At 70.1% G+C, this 18,465-nt stretch carries 17 protein-coding genes; 4 read left to right on the forward strand and 13 right to left on the reverse strand.

The window, feature by feature from the left end; genetic code table 11:
• Nucleotides 1–19: 19 nt before the first annotated feature.
• The 4 genes from NA3_RS19340 to NA3_RS19355 form a co-directional block, all read right to left on the reverse strand.
• On the reverse strand, nucleotides 20–922 hold the full coding sequence (locus NA3_RS19340; protein WP_062965046.1) for a hypothetical protein: 903 nt from the start codon (nucleotides 920–922) through the stop codon (nucleotides 20–22).
• Nucleotides 919–1,983, reverse strand: coding sequence for a hemolysin family protein (locus NA3_RS19345; RefSeq protein ID WP_062965047.1), 1,065 nt, complete (start codon nucleotides 1,981–1,983; stop codon nucleotides 919–921). Before NA3_RS19345 ends, NA3_RS19340 begins: the two co-directional genes overlap by 4 nt.
• The gene (locus tag NA3_RS19350) at nucleotides 1,976–3,358 is read right to left on the reverse strand and encodes a hemolysin family protein (RefSeq protein WP_062965349.1); all 1,383 of its coding nucleotides are present in this window, start codon (nucleotides 3,356–3,358) and stop codon (nucleotides 1,976–1,978) included. Before NA3_RS19350 ends, NA3_RS19345 begins: the two co-directional genes overlap by 8 nt.
• A 364-nt stretch (nucleotides 3,359–3,722) precedes the next feature.
• Nucleotides 3,723–5,159, reverse strand: coding sequence for a GuaB1 family IMP dehydrogenase-related protein (locus NA3_RS19355; protein ID WP_062965350.1), 1,437 nt, complete (start codon nucleotides 5,157–5,159; stop codon nucleotides 3,723–3,725).
• Between the two features lie 68 nt (nucleotides 5,160–5,227).
• Here NA3_RS19355 and NA3_RS19360 point away from each other — a divergent pair, with 68 nt between their 5' ends.
• Nucleotides 5,228–5,686 carry a PPOX class F420-dependent oxidoreductase gene (locus tag NA3_RS19360; RefSeq protein ID WP_062965048.1) on the forward strand — a complete coding sequence of 153 codons (459 nt, stop codon included), beginning with the start codon at nucleotides 5,228–5,230 and terminating at the stop codon, nucleotides 5,684–5,686.
• On the opposite strand, the gene NA3_RS19365 is transcribed toward NA3_RS19360, so the two are convergent.
• The gene (locus NA3_RS19365; protein ID WP_062965049.1) at nucleotides 5,683–6,219 is read right to left on the reverse strand and encodes a DnaJ family domain-containing protein; all 537 of its coding nucleotides are present in this window, start codon (nucleotides 6,217–6,219) and stop codon (nucleotides 5,683–5,685) included. The two genes, NA3_RS19360 and NA3_RS19365, sit on opposite strands and share 4 nt — an antisense overlap.
• 194 nt (nucleotides 6,220–6,413) lie before the next feature.
• On the opposite strand from NA3_RS19365, the gene NA3_RS19370 reads away from it, so the two are divergent.
• Nucleotides 6,414–7,835, forward strand: coding sequence for an ethanolamine ammonia-lyase subunit EutB (locus NA3_RS19370; RefSeq protein ID WP_062965050.1), 1,422 nt, complete (start codon nucleotides 6,414–6,416; stop codon nucleotides 7,833–7,835).
• 26 nt (nucleotides 7,836–7,861) lie between these two features.
• Nucleotides 7,862–8,677: an ethanolamine ammonia-lyase subunit EutC gene (eutC, locus tag NA3_RS19375; protein ID WP_227995260.1), complete on the forward strand. Its 816-nt coding sequence runs from the start codon at nucleotides 7,862–7,864 to the stop codon at nucleotides 8,675–8,677.
• Between the two features lie 174 nt (nucleotides 8,678–8,851).
• On the opposite strand, the gene NA3_RS36105 is transcribed toward eutC, so the two are convergent.
• From NA3_RS36105 to NA3_RS19405, 6 genes are all read right to left on the reverse strand, one after another.
• A complete protein-coding gene (locus NA3_RS36105; RefSeq protein WP_227995258.1) occupies nucleotides 8,852–10,237 on the reverse strand; it encodes a DEAD/DEAH box helicase in 1,386 nt (461 codons plus the stop codon).
• A gap of 313 nt (nucleotides 10,238–10,550) precedes the next feature.
• Nucleotides 10,551–11,528 carry a M56 family metallopeptidase gene (locus tag NA3_RS19385; RefSeq protein WP_062965052.1) on the reverse strand — a complete coding sequence of 326 codons (978 nt, stop codon included), beginning with the start codon at nucleotides 11,526–11,528 and terminating at the stop codon, nucleotides 10,551–10,553.
• Nucleotides 11,529–11,591: 63 nt separating this feature from the next.
• The gene (locus tag NA3_RS19390; RefSeq protein WP_051024559.1) at nucleotides 11,592–12,029 is read right to left on the reverse strand and encodes a BlaI/MecI/CopY family transcriptional regulator; all 438 of its coding nucleotides are present in this window, start codon (nucleotides 12,027–12,029) and stop codon (nucleotides 11,592–11,594) included.
• A gap of 77 nt (nucleotides 12,030–12,106) precedes the next feature.
• Nucleotides 12,107–12,997: an ABC transporter ATP-binding protein gene (locus NA3_RS19395; protein WP_062965053.1), complete on the reverse strand. Its 891-nt coding sequence runs from the start codon at nucleotides 12,995–12,997 to the stop codon at nucleotides 12,107–12,109.
• Entirely contained in the window at nucleotides 12,994–14,028 is a 1,035-nt protein-coding gene (locus NA3_RS19400; protein WP_084491740.1) for a FecCD family ABC transporter permease, read from the reverse strand. The genes NA3_RS19395 and NA3_RS19400 overlap by 4 nt, the downstream gene beginning before the upstream one ends.
• A 200-nt stretch (nucleotides 14,029–14,228) precedes the next feature.
• Nucleotides 14,229–15,299, reverse strand: a complete 1,071-nt coding sequence (locus NA3_RS19405; RefSeq protein ID WP_062965054.1) for a FecCD family ABC transporter permease — start codon at nucleotides 15,297–15,299, stop codon at nucleotides 14,229–14,231.
• Nucleotides 15,300–15,399: 100 nt separating this feature from the next.
• Between NA3_RS19405 and NA3_RS19410 the strand changes: the two genes are divergently transcribed.
• Nucleotides 15,400–16,107, forward strand: coding sequence for an IucA/IucC family C-terminal-domain containing protein (locus NA3_RS19410; RefSeq protein ID WP_062965055.1), 708 nt, complete (start codon nucleotides 15,400–15,402; stop codon nucleotides 16,105–16,107).
• A 222-nt stretch (nucleotides 16,108–16,329) separates the two neighbouring features.
• On the opposite strand, the gene NA3_RS19415 is transcribed toward NA3_RS19410, so the two are convergent.
• Together NA3_RS19415 and NA3_RS19420 are read right to left on the reverse strand one after the other, a co-directional pair.
• Nucleotides 16,330–17,655: a bifunctional o-acetylhomoserine/o-acetylserine sulfhydrylase gene (locus tag NA3_RS19415; RefSeq protein ID WP_062965056.1), complete on the reverse strand. Its 1,326-nt coding sequence runs from the start codon at nucleotides 17,653–17,655 to the stop codon at nucleotides 16,330–16,332.
• Nucleotides 17,656–17,742: 87 nt separating this feature from the next.
• Entirely contained in the window at nucleotides 17,743–18,285 is a 543-nt protein-coding gene (locus NA3_RS19420) for an OsmC family protein (protein ID WP_062965057.1), read from the reverse strand.
• Between the last annotated feature and the right edge of the window lie 180 nt (nucleotides 18,286–18,465).

Consider the following 18,465-nt stretch of genomic DNA (forward strand, 5'->3'; position numbering starts at 1 on the left):
GCGGCGCGGCGCCGTCCGGTCACGACAGCCCGAGCAGTGCCCGGCACCGGCCGAGCAGTTCGGTGCGCAACGGCTCCGCCCGCCGGGCCAGCTCGGACTGGGCGCGCACGTATTCGGCACGGCCGCTGGGGGTTTCGATCGGGATCGGCCGGTAGCCGTAGTCGGTGAGGTCGTAGGGGCTGGCGCGCATATCGATTTCGCGGGCGGCGCAGGCCAGGGCGAAACAGTCCAGCAGCAGATCCGAATCGATCAGCGGCACCAGCTTGAACGCCCACTTGTACAGGTCCATACCCGCGTGCAGGCAGCCGGGCTGTTCCCGGCGGATCTGGTCGTCGCGGGTGAGGTGTTCGGTATTGCGCGGCGCGGCCTCGGGGGTGAAGAAGCGGAAGGCGTCGAAGTGGGTGCAGCGCAACGACATCGAATCGACCACGGCGTCGGTGCCGGCCCTTCCGAGCCGCAGCGGGACCTGCCGGTGGCGCACATCCTCGCTGCGGTAGACCATGGCCCACTCGTGTAATCCGAAGCAGGACAGCTGCGCCGGCCGTGCCGCGGTGGCCGCCAGCAGGGCCGCGACGAACTCCACGGTGTCGCGGCGGCGGTCGAGAAAGGCCGGATCGGCGGTGTGGGCCGGACCGTCGGCCGTCTCGACCCGGCGATAGCCGCGGCGCTGTGCGTACTCCTCGGCGTCGGCCAGCGCCACGCCGAAGCCCGGATGCCAGCGGCGCAGCTGGGCCGGTTTGTGCCCGTAGTAGGTGAACAGGAAGTCGATCACCGGATGTTTGCGGCCGTCGGCGCGCTGCCGCAGGTATGGGCCGACCATGTCGTCGACCCGGTCCCGATGCGCCTGCGCCCGGGCCCGCCACCGGTCCGGCGGCAGGACCCGAAGCCGTTGCGTCGCAGCCGGTGTCGCGTCCACGGTCATTCCGCCACCCGGTGGGTGGCGTCGCGCACGGTGCCCACGAACTCTTCCACCAGATCCTCGAGCGCGACGATGCCGACGGTATTGCCGCGGGTGTCGATGACCCGGCCCAGATGGCTGTTGGTGCGGCGCAACCGGGCCAGTGCCTCGTAGAGCGTGGTGCCCATACTCAGCGTCGGCAGTGGCCGGATATCGGTGCGGGGGATCGGTGTCGCCGGGCCGGCCGAATCGTCGGCCACCTTGTCCAGCACATCCTTGACGTGCAGATAGCCCACCAGCGAGCCGTCGGTGGCGCGCACCGGGTAGCGGGAGAAGCCCGTTTCGGCGACCGCGGATTCGATATCGCCCAGGGTGGTGCCGTCACCGCGCAGCGGCACACAGCGCGTCTTGGCCAGCGGCACCATCACATCGGCGACGATGCGGTCGGTGGTGCCCAGCGCCTGGGTGAGGCGGCGGTGCTCCTCCTCGTCGATCAGACCTTCCGAGCGGGATTCGCCGATCATCTCCGCCAGCTCCACCGACGAGACGGTGGCGTCGAGCTCGTCCTTGGGCTCGATGCGCAGCGCGCGCAGGGTGAGATTGGCCGCCAGGTTGTACAGGCCGATCAACGGGCGGGCCAGGCGCAACCACCACAGCATGATCGGCACCAGCAGCAGCGCCACCCGCTCCGGCCCCGCCAGGGCGATGTTCTTCGGGATCATCTCGCCCATCAGCATGTGCAGGATCACCACGAGGCCCAGGGCCAGGGCGAATCCCACCGGGTGCAGTAGCTGGTCCGGCACGCCGAGGAGATCGAACGGGCGCTCGAGCAGATGCGCGATCGCCGGTTCGCCGACGCGGCCCAGCAGCAGCGAACAGATGGTGATGCCCAGCTGGGCGGCGGCCAGCATCATCGACAGATGCTCGGCCGCGCCGATCACCGTGACGGCACCTCGTTTGCCTTGGGCGGCAAGGGTTTCCAGCCGGTCGCGGCGGGCGGAGATGAGCGCGAACTCCGCGCCGACGAAGAAGGCGTTGGCGCCGAGCAGGACGGCCGTCAGCACCAGTCCGAACAGATCACCCATGGCTGAGCTCCCACGTCGTCACCGCATCGGCGTCCACCGGCTGCAGCAGCACCCGGTCGATGCGTCGTCCGTCCATGCGTTCCACCCGTGCCAGCCAGCCGCCGTGGGTGTGCGGCTGCAGCGTGTGCCCGTTGGTGACGCTCGGGGTCGGCAGCAGCACCTCGTCGCCGGCCACCGGAATCCGGCCCAGGGTGGTCAGGACCAGACCGCCGAGGGTGTCGTATTCGCCGTCGGGCGCGTCGTAGCCGGTGGCCCGGGACACCTCGTCGATGCGCAGCAGTCCGGAACAGTTCCAGCCCACGGCGGTGCGGCGCACGTCGAGTTCCTCCTCATCGTGCTCGTCGCGGACGTCGCCGAGGATCTCCTCGATGATGTCCTCCATGGTCACCAGGCCCGCGGTGCCGCCGTATTCGTCGACGACCAGCGCGAGCTGCATCCCGTCGGCGCGCACCCGTTCGAGCACGGTGTCGCCGTCGAGGCTGGCGGGCACGATCGGCACCGGCCGCGCGATCGAGGCCAGCGCGATGGTGCCGCGCTGCCCGACCGGAAACAGGAACGCCTGTTTGACGTGCACGATGCCGAGGGTGTTGTCCAGATCGCCGTCGATGACCGGGAAACGCGACAGCCCGGTGCGCCCGGCGGCGGCGATGAGATCGGTGATGGTGTCATGCTGATCCAGCGTTTCGATCTTCACCCGCGGGGTCATCAGATCCTCGGCGCTGCGCTCACCGAACAGCAGCGAGCGATCGACGACGAGCGCGGTGCGCTGATCGAGCGAGCCCCGCATCGCGGAGGTGCGCACCAGCGAACCGAGCTCCTGCGGCGAGCGTGCCGACCGCAATTCCTCGGCCGGTTCGATTCCCAGCCGGCGCACCGCCCAGTTCGCGGCGCCGTTGAGCAGCTTGATCAGCCAGGAGAAGGTCGTGGTGAACACGATCATGGGACCGGCCGTCCAGCGCGCGGTGGTCAGCGGTTTGGCGATCGCGATGTTCTTGGGGACCAGCTCGCCGTAGGTCATCGACAGCGAGGTCGCCAGCACCAGCGCGATGAACAGGGAGATGCCCTGCGCGGTGCCGGGGCCCACGCCGAGCGCGGTGCATATCGGCATGATGAGCCTGGCCAGCACCGGTTCGGCGATATAGCCGGTGACCAGGGTGGTGATGGTGATACCGAGCTGGGAGCCCGACAGCTGGAACGACAGGGTGCGGTGCGCGTGGCGGACCTGGCGGGCGCGACGGTCACCCTCGCGGGCGTGCGCTTCGACGGTGCTGCGCTCGAGTGCGGTGAGCGAGAATTCGGCAGCGACGAAGATCGCCGTGCCCGCGGTGAGCGCGATGAATCCCAGCAGGCTGGCGATGGTGAGCACTACGGACACGATCGGCACCGCCCACCGGGTAACGGAGGATCTGCGGAGATGGAGGCGCCGGGTTGGTCACCCGGCTCGGTAGAGGAGCCCTCCTGAGTGGCGCCCTCGGACGCGGGTGACAACTGGTTCCTTTCGCAAGTGGACGAGCCGAACAAAACGCAATGCCGGTCGGTGAAGCGGTCTCCACCGGTCGGCACAGCCTATGTTACCGGGACGCGAGCGGCACCCGAGCGGCACGGCGCGCCGCCGCCGCAAACCGCGCGGCCGGACGCCGACGTGTGGTAGGTGAACGACCGCTCGCGCGGGTGGTTCACAGGCCCGGACAGCTCGCGGCATCCGCGCGTGGGCACTGTCGCCGATCCGCGAGGAGGCGTCACCAACCCGAGGGCAGCGGGCGTCCCTCGGCGAAGCCGGCGGCCGACTGCACGCCGAGCACCGCCTTCTCGTGCAGTTCGGCGAGCGTGCGGGCCCCGGCGTAGGTGCAGGCGCTGCGCACGCCCGAGCAGATGTGGTCGATGAGGTCCTCGACGCCGGGGCGTTCCGGGTCCAGTCGCATGCGCGAGGAGGAGATGCCCTCTTCGAACAGCGCTTTGCGTGCGCGATCGAATCCGCTGTCGGCGGCGGTACGGGCGGCCACCGCGCGTTTGGAGGCCATGCCGAAGCTCTCCTTGTAGGCGTTGCCGTCGCGGTCGACGCGCAGATCGCCGGGGGATTCGTAGGTGCCGGCGAACCACGAGCCGATCATCACGTTCGACGCGCCCGCGGCCAGCGCCAGCGCCACGTCGCGGGGATGGCGGACCCCGCCGTCGGCCCAGACGTGCACGCCGAGATCCTTTGCCGCCGCGGCACATTCGGCGACCGCGGAGAACTGCGGACGGCCGACGCCGGTCATCATGCGGGTGGTGCACATGGCGCCCGGGCCCACGCCGACCTTGACGATGTCGGCACCGGCCTCGGCCAGGTCGCGGGTTCCGGCCGCGGACACCACATTGCCCGCCACCAGCGGCACGCCCAGTTTCAGGTCGGCGACCGCGCGCAGCGCCTCGAGCATCTTCTCCTGATGTCCGTGAGCGGTGTCGATGACCAGGACGTCGGCGCCGGCGTCGACCAGAGCCTTCGCCTTCCCCGGAATATCGCCGTTGACCCCGACCGCGGCCGCGATGCGCAGTGTGCCCTGACGATCCACGGCGGGGGTGTAGATACCGTCGCGGATCGCACCGGTGCGGGTCACCACACCGGCGAGGGTGCCGTCGTCGTGGACCAGCACGGCGAGACCGGCATGGGCGGCCTCGAGCCGGTCGAAGATCTCGCGCGGGGAGGCGGTGGCGGGTGCGGTGACGAAATCGGCGTCGGCGACGGTGCGCAGCCGTGCGAACCGGTCGACATCGGCGCAGGCCGCTTCGGTGACGACACCGACCGGCTTGTCGTTCTCGACGATCACCACGGCGCGGTGGGCGCGCTTGTGGATCAGCGCCAGCGCGTCGGACACCGAATGGTCCGGCCCGAGCGTGACCGGGGTGTCGGCGGTGAGGGAACGGCTCTTGACGAAGGAGATGGTGTCGGCGGCCGCGCTGATGGGCAGATCCTGCGGCAGCACCACGATGCCGCCGCGGCGCGCGACCGTTTCGGCCATGCGGCGTCCGGCGACCGCGGTCATGTTCGCGACCACGATGGGGATGGTGGTGCCCGTTCCGTCGTTGGTGGACAGGTCCACATCGAACCGCGACGACACATCGGTGCGATTGGGTACGAGGAACAGATCGTCGTAGGTGAGGTCGTACGGCGGCGTGTGTCCTGGAAGAAACTGCACTCCGGCCATTGTAGGGGAATCGATCATGGCAGGGTGGGTGCGAGAAGACCGTCGAGAAAGGATCGCCCATGCCACGGATCGCGACCGCCACGGAGGTCGACCGGACCGAACTGCTCGACTTCGCCCGGCAGCGTCACCGCGGTGTCCTGGTCACCACGCGCGCCGACGGCACCCCGCAGATGTCGCCGGTGACCTGCGGTGTCGACGAGGCCGGCCGGATCGTGATCTCCACCTATCCCGGACGGGCCAAGAGCCGCAACGCGCGCCGCGATCCGCAGGTGTCGATCTGCGTACTCTCCGACGACTGGGACGGTCCGTACGTCCAGATCGACGGGCGTGCCGAGGTCCTCGACATGCCGGAAGCGCTGGACGGACTGGTGGAGTACTACCGCTGTATCGCGGGCGAGCATCCGGACTGGGACGACTATCGCGCGGCGATGGCGCGGCAGAACAAATCGTTGATCCGCATCGAGGTGGAGCGGTGGGGGCCGGTCGCCACCGGCGGATTCCCGCCGTCCGAGGACTAGGTAGCGCCGCCGGGCCGGTCGCGGCGGGTCAGCCGGCGCCACCATCGCGGGCGGGAGTCCCGATAGCGCGTGGAAGTGCTTGCGGGAGCGTCTTTTCCGCTCCCGGAGGCCGAAGCTCGCCGTTGCCGGATGCGCCGGTCGGCGCGCCAGCGCGCGACGACCTCGTCGGGTCGGGCCGGTGCGAGGCGGACGTGCGGGCCGTGCGGCATCCGGATCCATTCCACGATGCGGCCGTTGAGATCGGAGACGTAGGCGCGGACCTCCGCCTCGGAATCCATCTCCGCGACCCGCTCGGGCAACCGTTCCAGATCCCGGCGCAGCACCAGCGAGGTCGGCAGCAGCGCCTCGCCGCCCACACCTTCGCGGCGCATGTAGTTGTTCAGCCACCAGTTCTCGTCGTAGGGCTCGCCCATGCCGGGCAAGGGTTTGCCGGTGCCGGCCAGATTGTCGAACTCGCCGCGCTCGGTCGCCTCGCGGATCTGCTTGTCGATCCAGGATTCGAAACCCATGCCGGCCGGTTTGCGTTCGGTCATGTGCGCCTCCCCGCAGTATCGGAGTGCTTACTCGATCGTAACGTGTTGGGACATAACGGACATCGAAGGGTGCGGGTGCGGCGGTACGCTGGCAGCCACCACCGGCGGTGAGGGTGGACAGGTCGCCGATCCGGAGGAGAGCCAGTGACACGGATCCGGAGGAGAGCCGGTGACACCGATCCGGAGGAGACCCGATGATGCGGTATCAGCAGACCCTCCACGGCCGGACCTACGCCTTCGACGGGCTGGCCGACCTGCTGGCCAAGGCGACACCGCTGCGCAGCGGCGACGAACTGGCGGGGTGCGCGGCGAGTTCGGACGCCGAGCGCGCCGCGGCGCAATGGGCGCTGGCCGAGGTGCCGCTGCGCGAGTTCCTGAACGATCCGGTTGTGCCCTACGAGACCGACGAGGTCACCCGGCTGATTCTCGACACCCATGATCGCGCCGCCTTCGCGCCGATCGCGCACCTGTCCGTCGGCGGGCTGCGGGACTGGCTGCTGACGGTGGCCGCCGGAGCGGAGTCCGATCCACCGGCAGCGGTATTACGTTCCGTAGCAACGGGTTTGACGCCGGAGATGGTCGCGGCGGTGAGCAAGCTGATGCGTAATCAGGATCTGATCGCGGTCGCGCGTGCCGCCGAGGTGCGCTCCGGATTCCGGAGCACCATCGGACTGCCGGGGCGGCTGGCCACCCGGTTGCAGCCGAACCACCCCACCGACGATCCGCGCGGTATCGCCGCGGCAGTGCTCGACGGATTGCTGCTCGGCTGTGGCGATGCGGTGATCGGCGTGAACCCGGCCACCGACTCGCCGCGCGCCGCCGCCGAGTTGCTGGCGTTGCTCGACGAGGTGCGGATCCGGTTCGACATTCCGGTCCAGTCCTGTGTGCTCGCGCATGTGACCACCACGCTGGGGCTGATCGAGGCGGGTGCGCCGGTGGATCTGGTCTTCCAGTCGGTCGCGGGCACCGAGGCGGCGAATGCGAGCTTCGGGGTGAATCTGTCGCTGCTGCGCGAGGCGAACGAGGCCGGACGATCGCTGGGGCGCGGCACTGTCGGCGACAACGTGATGTATCTGGAAACCGGGCAGGGCTCGGCGCTGTCGGCGGGCGCGCATCTCGGTACCGGTGGCAGGCCCGTGGATCAGCAGACGCTCGAGGCGCGGGCCTACGCTGTCGCGCGCGAGCTGGAGCCGTTGCTGGTCAATACGGTTGTCGGTTTCATCGGCCCGGAGTATCTGTACGACGGCAAACAGATCGTCCGCGCCGGGCTGGAGGATCACTTCTGCGGCAAACTGCTCGGCCTGCCCATGGGCGTCGACGTCTGCTACACCAACCACGCCGAGGCCGATCAGGACGATATGGACACCCTGCTCACGCTGCTGGGCGCGGCCGGCGTCGCGTTCGTGATCGCGGTGCCGGGTGCCGACGACGTGATGCTCGGCTACCAGAGCCTGAGCTTCCACGACGCGCTGTACGTGCGCCGGCTGCTGGGCCTGGCGCCCGCGCCGGAGTTCGAGCAGTGGCTGGCCCGACTGGGCATGCTGGACGCCGCCGGCGGAATCGCCGCGGTGGAACCGCTGGCCTCGCCGCTGCGGGAATTGGCGGGGCCGCGATGAGCGCGGGGCGTGGTGATGGGGGCGAAGTGAGCACGAGTGCGGAGAGTGGGGACGCCGTCGGGGTGGATGCGGGCGAGCTGTTCTGGCGGGAATTGCGTGGGGTGACGCAGGCGCGGATCGGGCTCGGGCGGACCGGTGATGCGCTGCCCACCGCGCGAGTGCTGGAATTCCGGGCCGCGCATTCGGTGGCGCGCGACGCCGTGCACACATCCGTGGACGTGGACGCGTTGTGCGAACGTGTCACCGCGGTGGGCATCGGGACGCCGATCCGGGTGCGCAGCCGGGCACGTGACCGCGCGGAATATCTGCGCCGGCCCGATCTGGGACGAGAACCCGAGGAGTTCCCGGTGATGCGAAAGACCCTGTCGCCCAGTGCTTTCGATGTGGGTTTCGTGCTGGCCGACGGATTGTCGCCGCGTGCGCTCGCCACCCACGGCCCGGATCTGCTCGCCGCCCTCGTCGATGAACTCGCTCCGCACTACGCGCTGGCCCCGCCGGTGATCGCGACGCAGGCGCGGGTGGCGATCGGCGACCATGTCGGTGCGACCCTCGGCGCGCGCACCGTGCTGGTGCTGATCGGCGAACGCCCCGGCCTGTCGGTGCCCGACAGCCTCGGCATCTACCTCACTCACCAGCCCCGCCCGGGCCGCACCGATGCCGAACGCAACTGCGTGTCGAATATCCATCCGCCCGAGGGTCTGGGGTATCGGCAGGCCGCGGCGGTGGTCGCGGGCCTGGTCGCGGGTGCGCGTGCGCTGGGACGATCCGGCGTGGACCTGAAGGACGGTTCGCGCATCGAAGCAATGAAATCCGTTGTGGTGGACGGTATTCCGGATAACTGACGGTGAAGCGACGCTGCGCGGTGGACAGCCGGTCGAGACCACGGCATGCCGAGGGCGCGGTCCGAGCAGACGGCGACCTTTTCAGGGGTCGGTACGGATGTGCGGGGCGAGTACGAGGGGGCGCGGTAGGCCGGCTGTACGAAGTCGCAGTGGAAACCCGGGGCCGATGTCGGATCAGTTGGCGCGGCGCTTGCGGGAGCGGGGCGGCCGGGAGTTTCGCCCGGGCTTTCCAGGCGTGTCGACTTCTTGCGTGGCGGCCGCCTGAGACGGGGCGGCGGCCGGATCCGGGAGCGGGCGTCCGGTCGGCGGGCGGGCCCCGGCCAATTCGGCCAGCCGGGAGTCGCCCGGTCGCACGCGCAGCTGCTCGAACGCCACCGCGGCCTCGCGGAGCACGGTTTCCGTGTCCGCATCGGTGCTGATCGTGACGATTGTTCCGCCCGCGCCGGCCCGGCCCGTGCGGCCGGAGCGATGCAGATAGTCCTTGGCGTCGGCGGCGGGATCTACATGGACGACCAGCGTGACGTCGTCGACGTGAATACCGCGCGCGGCCACATCGGTGGCGACCAGCACCGGTTCCACGCCGGAGGAGAAGGCCGCCAGGGTGCGCGTGCGCTGCGCCTGACTCAGACCGCCGTGCAGCGCGACGGCTCCCACGCCCACCTCCCGTAGTCGCCGCGCGAGTTTGTCCGCGCCGTATTGGGTGCGCACGAACAGCAGGGTGCGTCCGTCCCGTGCGGCGATCTCCGCGACCACGGCGCGCTTGTCGGATGCTCGCACCTGCACGAGGTAGTGGGCGAGCTTCGCTGTGCCGGAAAGCAATTCGGCACGGCGCCCGGCGTTCTTTTCGGTGTCACCGGGCCCGTCCTCGGCCGGCGCCGCGCGGTTCGTGGATTGCGTGCCAGGGGCTGCGGGTGCGGGCTCGGCTTCTGCCGCGCGGCTCCCGGCTTGTTCGGCGGTCGGTGGCCGCTGGTTCGCGGTCGTCGTGACGTCGTGGTGGACGGGGTTGTTCAGGTAGGTGTGCACCAGTGTGTCGACGGCGGTGTCCAGAGTTGCGGAGAAGAGCAGGTGCTGAGTGTCGGCGGGTAGGCGGTCGAGGATCGCGCGGATCTGGTCGACGAAGCCGAGTTCGGCCATGTGGTCGGCCTCGTCGATCGCGACCACGCGCACCGCGTCCAGGCCGACCTTGTCCTGGTCGATGAGGTCGGTGAGCCGACCGGGGGTCGCGACCAGCAGGTCCACGCCGCGGGTCAGGCGGTCGGCTTGCCGTTTGATCGGCACACCGCCGACGGCCGTCGCCACTCGCAGGCCCAGCGACAGCGCCGCCTCGTCGAGGGCTGCCTCGATCTGCAGGGCCAGTTCGCGGGTCGGGGCGAGGACGAGCGCCCGCGGGCGGCGTGGTGCGGACGCGCCGCGGCGCAGCCGGACCAGCATCGGCAGGCCGAAGGCCAGCGTCTTGCCGGAACCGGTGGCCGCGCGTCCCAGCACATCACGTCCGGCGAGCACATCCGGAATCGCCGCGACCTGAATGGGAAACGCCGTCTCGAGGCGGTCCCGTCGCAACGTCTGAACCAGTTCGACCGGCAGGCCGAGTTCCGCGAAGCCGGGTCCTGCGACTGGGGCCCGATGGCGAGAACCGTCGCGACTCGGAGTCGCGGGTTCGGTATCGGGCCCGCCGCGGCGACGGTCCTTCGGTGCCCGGTCTCCGGCATCGGGGGTGCGGTCCGATCGTCCCGTGCGCTCTCCCGTCGTCCGGCCGGACCCGGCCCGTGCGGAACCGTCCGGGGGTCGCGCGCCTCGAGGGCCGCCGCGTCCGAAAGGCTTGTCCCCGCGATTGTTCGCATGCCGGCCGCGAGACGCCGGTGAACGCCGTCGCTCAGGCACTCAGCAACCGGTTCAATTCGACCAGCCACGGAATCGCCACCGCGAGGGTCGGCACCACCAGGATCGCGGCGGCTGTCACGTAGGCCGCGGTCGCGATGCGCAGATCGCCGAGCGGACCGGTCAAGCGCTGGATGCGGATCAGCGTCGTGGGTCCGCCGGCGGCCATGGCTCCCTGCGGGGCGGTGGAGTTCGAGCAGGTCACCAGCGCGCGGGCCAGCGGGGTGGGGCCGGTGACCTTGACGGCGGAATCGTCGGCGAGCAATTCGATCAGCAGCTTCACCGAATCCAGCGCGGACTTGCTGCGCACCACCCGCGGGAACGCCTCGTGCGCGGCGGTGAACGCCTCCAGCACCAGGTCGTGGCGCGCGCGCAGATGCGAACGTTCGTGGCTCACGATCGCGGTGAGCTCGGATTTCGACAGGTTCGCGAATGTGCCCTGGCTCAGCACCACGCGCTGGCGCAGACCGGGCAGGCAGTAGGCGATGGGCTCGGCGGCGGCCAGGACGCGGATATCCGCGGCACGGGTACCGGCCAGCGGCGAGGCCGCGATCAGATCGCCGTGGCCGGTGTCGCCGCCCTGGTCGAGCAGGTCGACCAGCATCCGGTGCCGCGCCCGGCGGCGGCGGGTGTGCACGCCGACCCGGATCGCGGCATAGATCAGGCGCGCGCCGACCAGCAGGGTCAGCGCGAAGACGACGACGTAGATCAGCCAGAGGCCCAGGCCGAGCGCGTCGATCTCCTTGGTCGGGGAGGTGGTGGGGCGACCGTCGGGACCCGGGACCAGCAGCAGACTGGCGATGGCCAGCCCGGATCCGAACGCCGACAACACCGCTGCCAGCGCGACCGCCTGCCACAACACCAGCGCCGCGCGGGGTGTCCGGTACGGCCAGGTGGCTCGGCTGAGCAGAGCCGGGACCGGTCCCGCGAGAAGCAAAGCGAGACCGGCGAAGACCGGCGCGGTTGCGTTCATACTCAGCTCACTGCGTTGTGGGGCCAGGGGCCCGAGATCGCGGCGGCGGAGAGCACCACGCAGCTACTGCGGCGGGGCGACTCCGTTGTCGTCGGATGCGGTGTTCTCGTCCTCGGACGGGTTGCGCGCGGTCTCGGTTGCTTCGAGCTTAGCGAGTGCATCGCGGAGTGCGGCAGCCTCATCCTTTCCGACCTGCTCTACGAAGTGCACGAGCGCAGCGCGCCGGGAACCGACTTCGTCGGCCTGCTGCAGCGCGTCGACCATCAGACTGGCCACGAGCTCGTCTCGGGTGTGCACGGGCGCGTACCGATGTGCCCGGTCGTCGCGCTGTTGCACGACCAGATTCTTCTTCGCCAGCCGCTGTAGCACCGTCATCACCGTGGTGTACGCGAGCTCGCGGCGCGCGGCGAGGGCTTCATGGACCTGCCGTACCGTCTGCGGTTCATCGGCCGACCACAACTGGTCCATGACCGCTTTCTCGAGTTCACCAAGACCTGCCATCCCTCCAGCTTACGGAGGCAACGACACAAATGCGTACTACGGTTCGTCGTAACCGGTCGGTAGCTATGTGGGATTTTTCATAAGCCGGTCGGGGAACCCGTGTCGGCACGGGCCGGGCGCGGTCCGCCGATAGCGCCGACGACGTGCCGCGCGCCGATCGGCACGATCATCGGGCGCTCCGACACCGGATCGGTGTGCACCTCGGCACGCAGGCCGAAGACCGTCTGCAACAGTTCGGTGTCGATCACCTCGCCCGGCGCGCCCTGGGCGACGATGCGGCCCTCGCGCATGACGATCAGCCGGTCGCTGTAGCGGATGGCCAGATTCAGGTCGTGCAACACCATGACGACGGTCCGGCCCAGATCGTCGTGCAGCCGGTCGACGAGGTCGAGGACTTCCAGCGAATGGGCCAGATCCAGATAGGTGGTCGGTTCGTCGAGCAGCAGGATGTCGGTGCCCTGGGCCAGTGCCATGGAAATCCACGCCCGCTGGCGCTGGCCGCCCGACAGTTCGTCGAGGGTGCGGTCGGCCAGTTCCGACACGCCGGTCTGGGCGAGGGCGTGGGCGACCTCGGTTTCGTCGTCGGCCGACCATTGCCGCAGCCAGGACTGGTGAGGGTGACGGCCGCGCGCGACCAGATCGGCCACGGTCAGGCCTTCCGGTGCGACCGGTGTCTGCGGCAGCATGCCGACGATGCGGGCGACGTCGCGCGTCTTCATGGTGGCGATCGCCTTGCCGTCCAACAGGACTCGGCCCGCAGTCGGCCGCAGCAGCCGGCCCAGCCCGCGCAACAGCGTGGATTTGCCGCAGCCGTTCGGGCCGATCACCGTGGTGATGAGGCCGGGTTCGATATCCACACTGAGGCCGTCGACGATGACGCGCCCGCCGTAGGCGAGGGTGATGTCCTCCGCGGTGAGGCGGTGGGCGTCGTCGCGACCGGTGTTGCGGGGCGGGGTTCGGGTGCTCACAATGTCGCCTTCCGGTTCACGCGTATCAGCAGCAACAGCAGGAACGGTCCGCCGAACGCGGCCGTGACCAGACCCACCGGCAAGTCGACCGGGACGACGGTCCGGGCCGCGACATCGGCGGCGATCACGATCAGCGCGCCGGTCAGCGCCGAGCCGATGACCGGCTCGCCCGGTGTGCGCAGCAGGCGGCGGGCGATCTGCGGCGCGGCCAGCCCGACGAAGGCCAGCGGGCCGACCGCCGCGGTGGCCAGTGCGGCCGCCGCCACCGCGGCGCCGATCAGCACCAACTGCCGGGTCTGCACGCGCACACCGAGCGCGCGGGTGGTGTCGGAGCCGAAGCGCAGGGCGGCCAGGGTGCGCGCCGAACCCGCCGCGATGATCACCACGACGACGAGTCCGGCCGTCGCCGCCGTCGTCCGATTCCAGTCCGCGCCGTTGAGCGAGCCGGTGAGCCACAGTTGCGCCCGGGCGGCGTCGTCGAGGCTCGCCCGCGTGACGAGCCAGTTGATACCGGCCAGCAGCAGCGCGTTGACCCCGATCCCGATGAGGATGAACCGCATTCCGCTCAGTCCGGTGTCGCCGCCGCTGTTGCGCCCCAGCGCCAGGATGCCGATCAATGCGGCCGTGGCGAGTCCGCCCGCCAGTGCCGCGAGCGGAACACCCAGTGACGCGACGATTCCGGTGGCGGTGCCGCCCGCACCGGCCAGCACCGCCACCGCGGCGAAGCTTGCCCCGGAGGTGATGCCGAGCACGTCGGGGCTCGCGAGCGGATTGTGCAGGATCGACTGGGTGATCGCGCCCGCGATGCCGAGCGCCGCTCCGGCCACCAGCGCGGTCACCGCTCGCGGCAGTCGCGATTCCATGACGACGTAGCGCTGCGAGCGCGTCCCGCCGCCGGTCAGCACGTCCAGCACGCGGTCGAGGGCGATGTGATAGTCGCCGACGGCGATGTCCACCACGAACACCACCACGATCGCCGCCGCGAGGACGAGCAGCGTCAGCAGCATCGAAAGACGAAGTACCGCAGACATTCCGGCGATGCGCACCGCCGGGCGCACCCGGGTCAGCGCCACGCCGGATCGGCCCGCGCCGGGAGCGCTCCGCGGATCGCCGACGGAGTCGGACGTCGCCTCGGTGCCGGTGTCCACGCTCTGTCCGTCTCCGTTGGTCTCCGCCCCGGTATTCGATTCCGTGCCCGCGGTATCGGATGTGCGGATATCGCTGCGCGCGTTCACAGTTCGGCCACCTTCCGCCGGCGCACCAGGGCGATGAAACAGGGTGCGCCGATCGCGGCCAGCACGATACCGGCCTGCAACTCGCCGGGCGGTGCGATCACCCGGCCGACGACATCGGCCAGCAGCAGCACGATCGCGCCGAGCAGCGCCGAATACGGAATCAGCCAGCGGTGATCGGGGCCGGTGATCATGCGGCCCAGGTGCGGAACGACCAATCCGAGGAAGGCGATCGGGCCCACCGCGGCCGTCGCGGCGCCGGTCAGCAGCACCACCGCCGTCAGTCCGATCGCGCGGTTGCGCGCGATGTTCACCCCGAGCCCGCGCGCCACGTCCTCGCCGAGTCCGATCGCGTTGAGCCCGGGCGCGGCGAGGATCGCCAGCACCGTTCCCGCGAGGATGAACGGCACCACCTGGGCCGCCACCGCGGGTTCGTGTCCGGCGGGTGTGCCGACCACCCAGAAGCGGTAGGTGTCCAGCGCGGCCGGGTCGAGCAGGATCACCGCGTTGGTCAGCGCCTGCAGCAGTGCCGTGACCGCCGCACCGGCCAGGACCAGCGTCAACGGGGTCGCCCGGCTGCCACCGGTCGCCGCCGCGCCGAACACGACCACACCGGCGGCCAGTGCTCCGGCGAAGGCGAACCAGATGTACTGGCTCGGCTGGGTGAGAGCGAACAGATGGATGCCGAGCGCGGCCAGGAACGCCGCGCCCGCGTTGAGTCCCAGCAATCCGGCATCGGCGAGCGGATTGCGCGTGTAGCCCTGGATCAGCGCACCGGCGATGCCGAGTGCGGCGCCGGTGAGCAGTGCGAGAACCGTTCGGGGCAGGCGCAATTCGCGCACGATCCGATCGGCCTGCCCGTCGGCAGCGCAGGTGAACGGCACCCCGTTCGGACAGGAGATCGCGTGCCAGATCTCGGCCGGGGACAGGGATTTCGCGCCGACGGCGACTCCGGCGACGACGGCGAGCAGTAGCACCCCGGCCAGGAGTGCCAGGCCGGTCGCGCGGCGACGAGGGGTGGTGACTGCGGCGGACACGGCGGCGAACGACTCCTGGGTGACGCGTTTCATGGCGATCGAGCACTTGCGCGGCAACCTCTGGCCGTACAAGTCTGGTAAGCCTAACCTATCTTCCGTTGCCGACCGTAATGCCGAACGTTGAGGGGGTTCGATGTCCGAACCAGTGACGATTTCCCCGGCCCGCCGTGTCGAGCCGGCGTTCGAACAGATCTGCGTCCGGCTGCGCGCGTTGCAGCCCGGGCATCCGCGGGTCTACGCCGTGGCGGCGATGGCCGAACAGGGGCGCCGGCGCTGGTGGCGGCCGGCGGACGGGGTGCGGGAAGGTCGCATCGAGCTGATGTATCGGCGGCACGCGGCGGAGATGGCCAGCGCCGAGATCGCCGCCGAGGTGGTCGCCACCGCGCTGATCCATGCCGTGGTCGGCCGGGTGGTAGCGCTGATGGTGTGCGACAACCGGGCCTGGGATCCGGGGCTCGAGAATCTGTGGGTGCACAGCGACAACGACGGCGGGCTGGACTGGGCGGGCCTGTCGGATACGACGATTCGCGTGGTAGCCGGTGATCCGCTGGCCGGGCGGCCGGGGGTGGTGACGCTGCCGTGCGATCGAGCGCTGTCGCTGTGGCTGGCGCATCGCTGCGAGGCGGCGCTGACGCTGGTGTGCGAGAGCCTGCACCGCTGCGCCGGGCTGGACCGGGCGCGATTTTGGAGTCTGGTGGGCGAATCCGTCCGCGGTGCGGCCACCTACGTCCCGGAACTGGCGCGGACCGGCGCGGATATCGGAACCGAGCGGGGGCAGGCGCTGCTGCTGGCATTGGCCGAACGCGGGTTGCCGGTGCGTCGCTCTTGCTTGGTTAGGTAAGCCTGACCTACACTCGACCCGGCGTCCGGATCGAGCGAGAGTCCCGAGGGCTGCGGTCGACTCCCCGGTCCACTGCCCGCGGCGGGCCCTTTCGTCACGAAGGGCCCGCCGCGTCGTTTCCCGGCTTCCGCGCACCAACCTCGATGTGCTGGTGCGTGTTTCGCAGACATGGCGATGCCCGGCCCACCGCCGTGGAGGCGGCGGACCGGGCACCGGTGAGAACTAGTGCGTGGCGGCGAAACCGGTCCGCAGGTCGGCGAGGATGTCCTCGATCCCCTCGATGCCCACCGCGAGCCGGACCAGACCCGGCGTCACACCCGCGGCCAGCTGCTCCTCGGGAGTCAGCTGCGAATGCGTGGTCGACGCCGGGTGGATGACCAGCGAACGCACATCGCCGATATTGGCGACATGACTGTGCAGGGTCAGCGCGTCGACGAACTTCTTACCCGCGTCCACACCGCCCGCCAGCTCGAAGCCGACGATCGCGCTGGTGCCCTTCGGGGCCAGCTCGCGGCCGCGCTCGTACCACGGCGACGACGGCAGGCCCGCGTAGAAGACGCTGGTGACCTCCGGCCGCTCGGTGAGGAATTCGGCGACCGCCTGCGCGTTCGCGACGTGCCGCTCCACCCGCAGGCTCAGCGTCTCGAGCCCCTGGGCGATGAGGAACGCGTTGAACGGGGCCACCGCGGAGCCGAGGTCGCGCAGCAACTGCACCCGCGCCTTCAGCGCGTAGGCCGGCGCACCCAGATCGGCGAAGACCGCGCCGTGGTAACTGGGGTCGGGGGTGGTGAAGCCGGGGAATCGCGAGTTGCCCTGCTCGTCGGTCACCGTCCAGTCGAAGGTGCCGCCGTCGACGATCACACCGGCGATCGCCGCGCCGTGGCCGCCGAGATACTTCGTCGCCGAGTGGACGACGATGTCGGCGCCGTGCTTCAGCGGCTGGATCAGATACGGCGTCGGCACGGTGTTGTCCACGATGAGCGGCACACCGGCGGTGTGGGCGACCTCGGCCAGGCCCGGCAGGTCCAGGATGTGGTTCTGCGGGTTGGACACCGTCTCGCCGTAGAGCGCCTTGGTGTTCGGGCGGATCGCGGCGCGCCACTGCTCCAGATCGTCGGGGTCTTCGACGAAGGACACCTCGATGCCCAGCTTCGGCAGCGTGTAGTGGAACAGGTTGTAGGTGCCGCCGTAGAGGCGCGGACTCGACACGATGTGGTCACCGGCGCCCGCGATGTTGAGGATCGCGAAGGTTTCGGCGGCCTGGCCCGAGGACAGCAGCAGTGCCGCCACGCCACCCTCGAGGGCGGCGATGCGCTGCTCGACCGCGTCCTGGGTGGGGTTCATGATGCGGGTGTAGATGTTGCCGGGCTCGGCCAGGCCGAACAGCGCCGCCGCGTGATCGGTGTCGCGGAAGGTGTAGGAGGTGGTCTGGTAGATCGGCAGCGCGCGAGCGTTGGTGGTGCCGTCGGGAATCTGGCCGACGTGGACCTGCTTGGTCTCGAAGCTCCAGTTCTGCGCCGGATCGTTCGGCTCGACGGAGTCGGTCATGGGTTTCAGCTCCAAAAGGTGTAGAGGGATGGGTCGTCGCGCACGAGGCGGCGGTGCGCCGCCCCAGAATGCCCGATTCGCGAGGAATCAGGCGGGAACTGTGGAGTTTTCCAACTCCGGGGTGATCAGTGTGGTCAGTACGGGCGTCGGCCCGGTGGAGATATCGAGGACCGGGCAGTGGGCGTCCACGGCGGCCTGCAGTTCAGCGTAGCGCTGCGCCGGCTCCGGGCCGTCGATGTGCACCCTCACCCGGACCTGCTGGAATCCGGCGCGCACGGTGTCGTCGAGCCCGAAGAAGCCGCGCACGTCGAGGTCACCCTCGGCGGCGATGCGCAGATCGTCGACGACGATGCCCAGGCGCTGGGCCCAGAACCGGTAGGTCACCACCTGACACGAGATCAGCGCCGCGAGATAGAACTCGACCGGATTCGGCGCGGTGCCCGCGCCGCCCAGCGCGGCCGGCTCGTCCACCCGGACCGTGTAGGCGCCGGCGGTGACGGCGCTGCCGACGGCGCCCTCCGCGACTCCGGCAGCGGAAAACAGGACCTGCGCCTTCGCCGGATCGCCCGCCACGGCCTGTGCGGTGGCGTCGACGATGTCGTTGAGCGGAGTGTCCGATGCGGCTGTCATGGCCGCCACGGTAGGGCCGCGCGGGTGTGTGAGCGAGGGTTGCGCTCGCCGTGATCACAACCGTAGCCGTATCGCTGTGAGTACGTATGGCCCTGCGGTACAACGATTTTCACATTTCGTCGCCGGGTGTGCTGTTCGATTACCCGTCCCGTGCGTGGTCGGGTGTGCGGCACCGCTGTA

The organism is Nocardia africana NBRC 100379, assembly GCF_001612635.1.
Classification (GTDB): Bacteria; Actinomycetota; Actinomycetes; order Mycobacteriales; family Mycobacteriaceae; genus Nocardia; species Nocardia africana.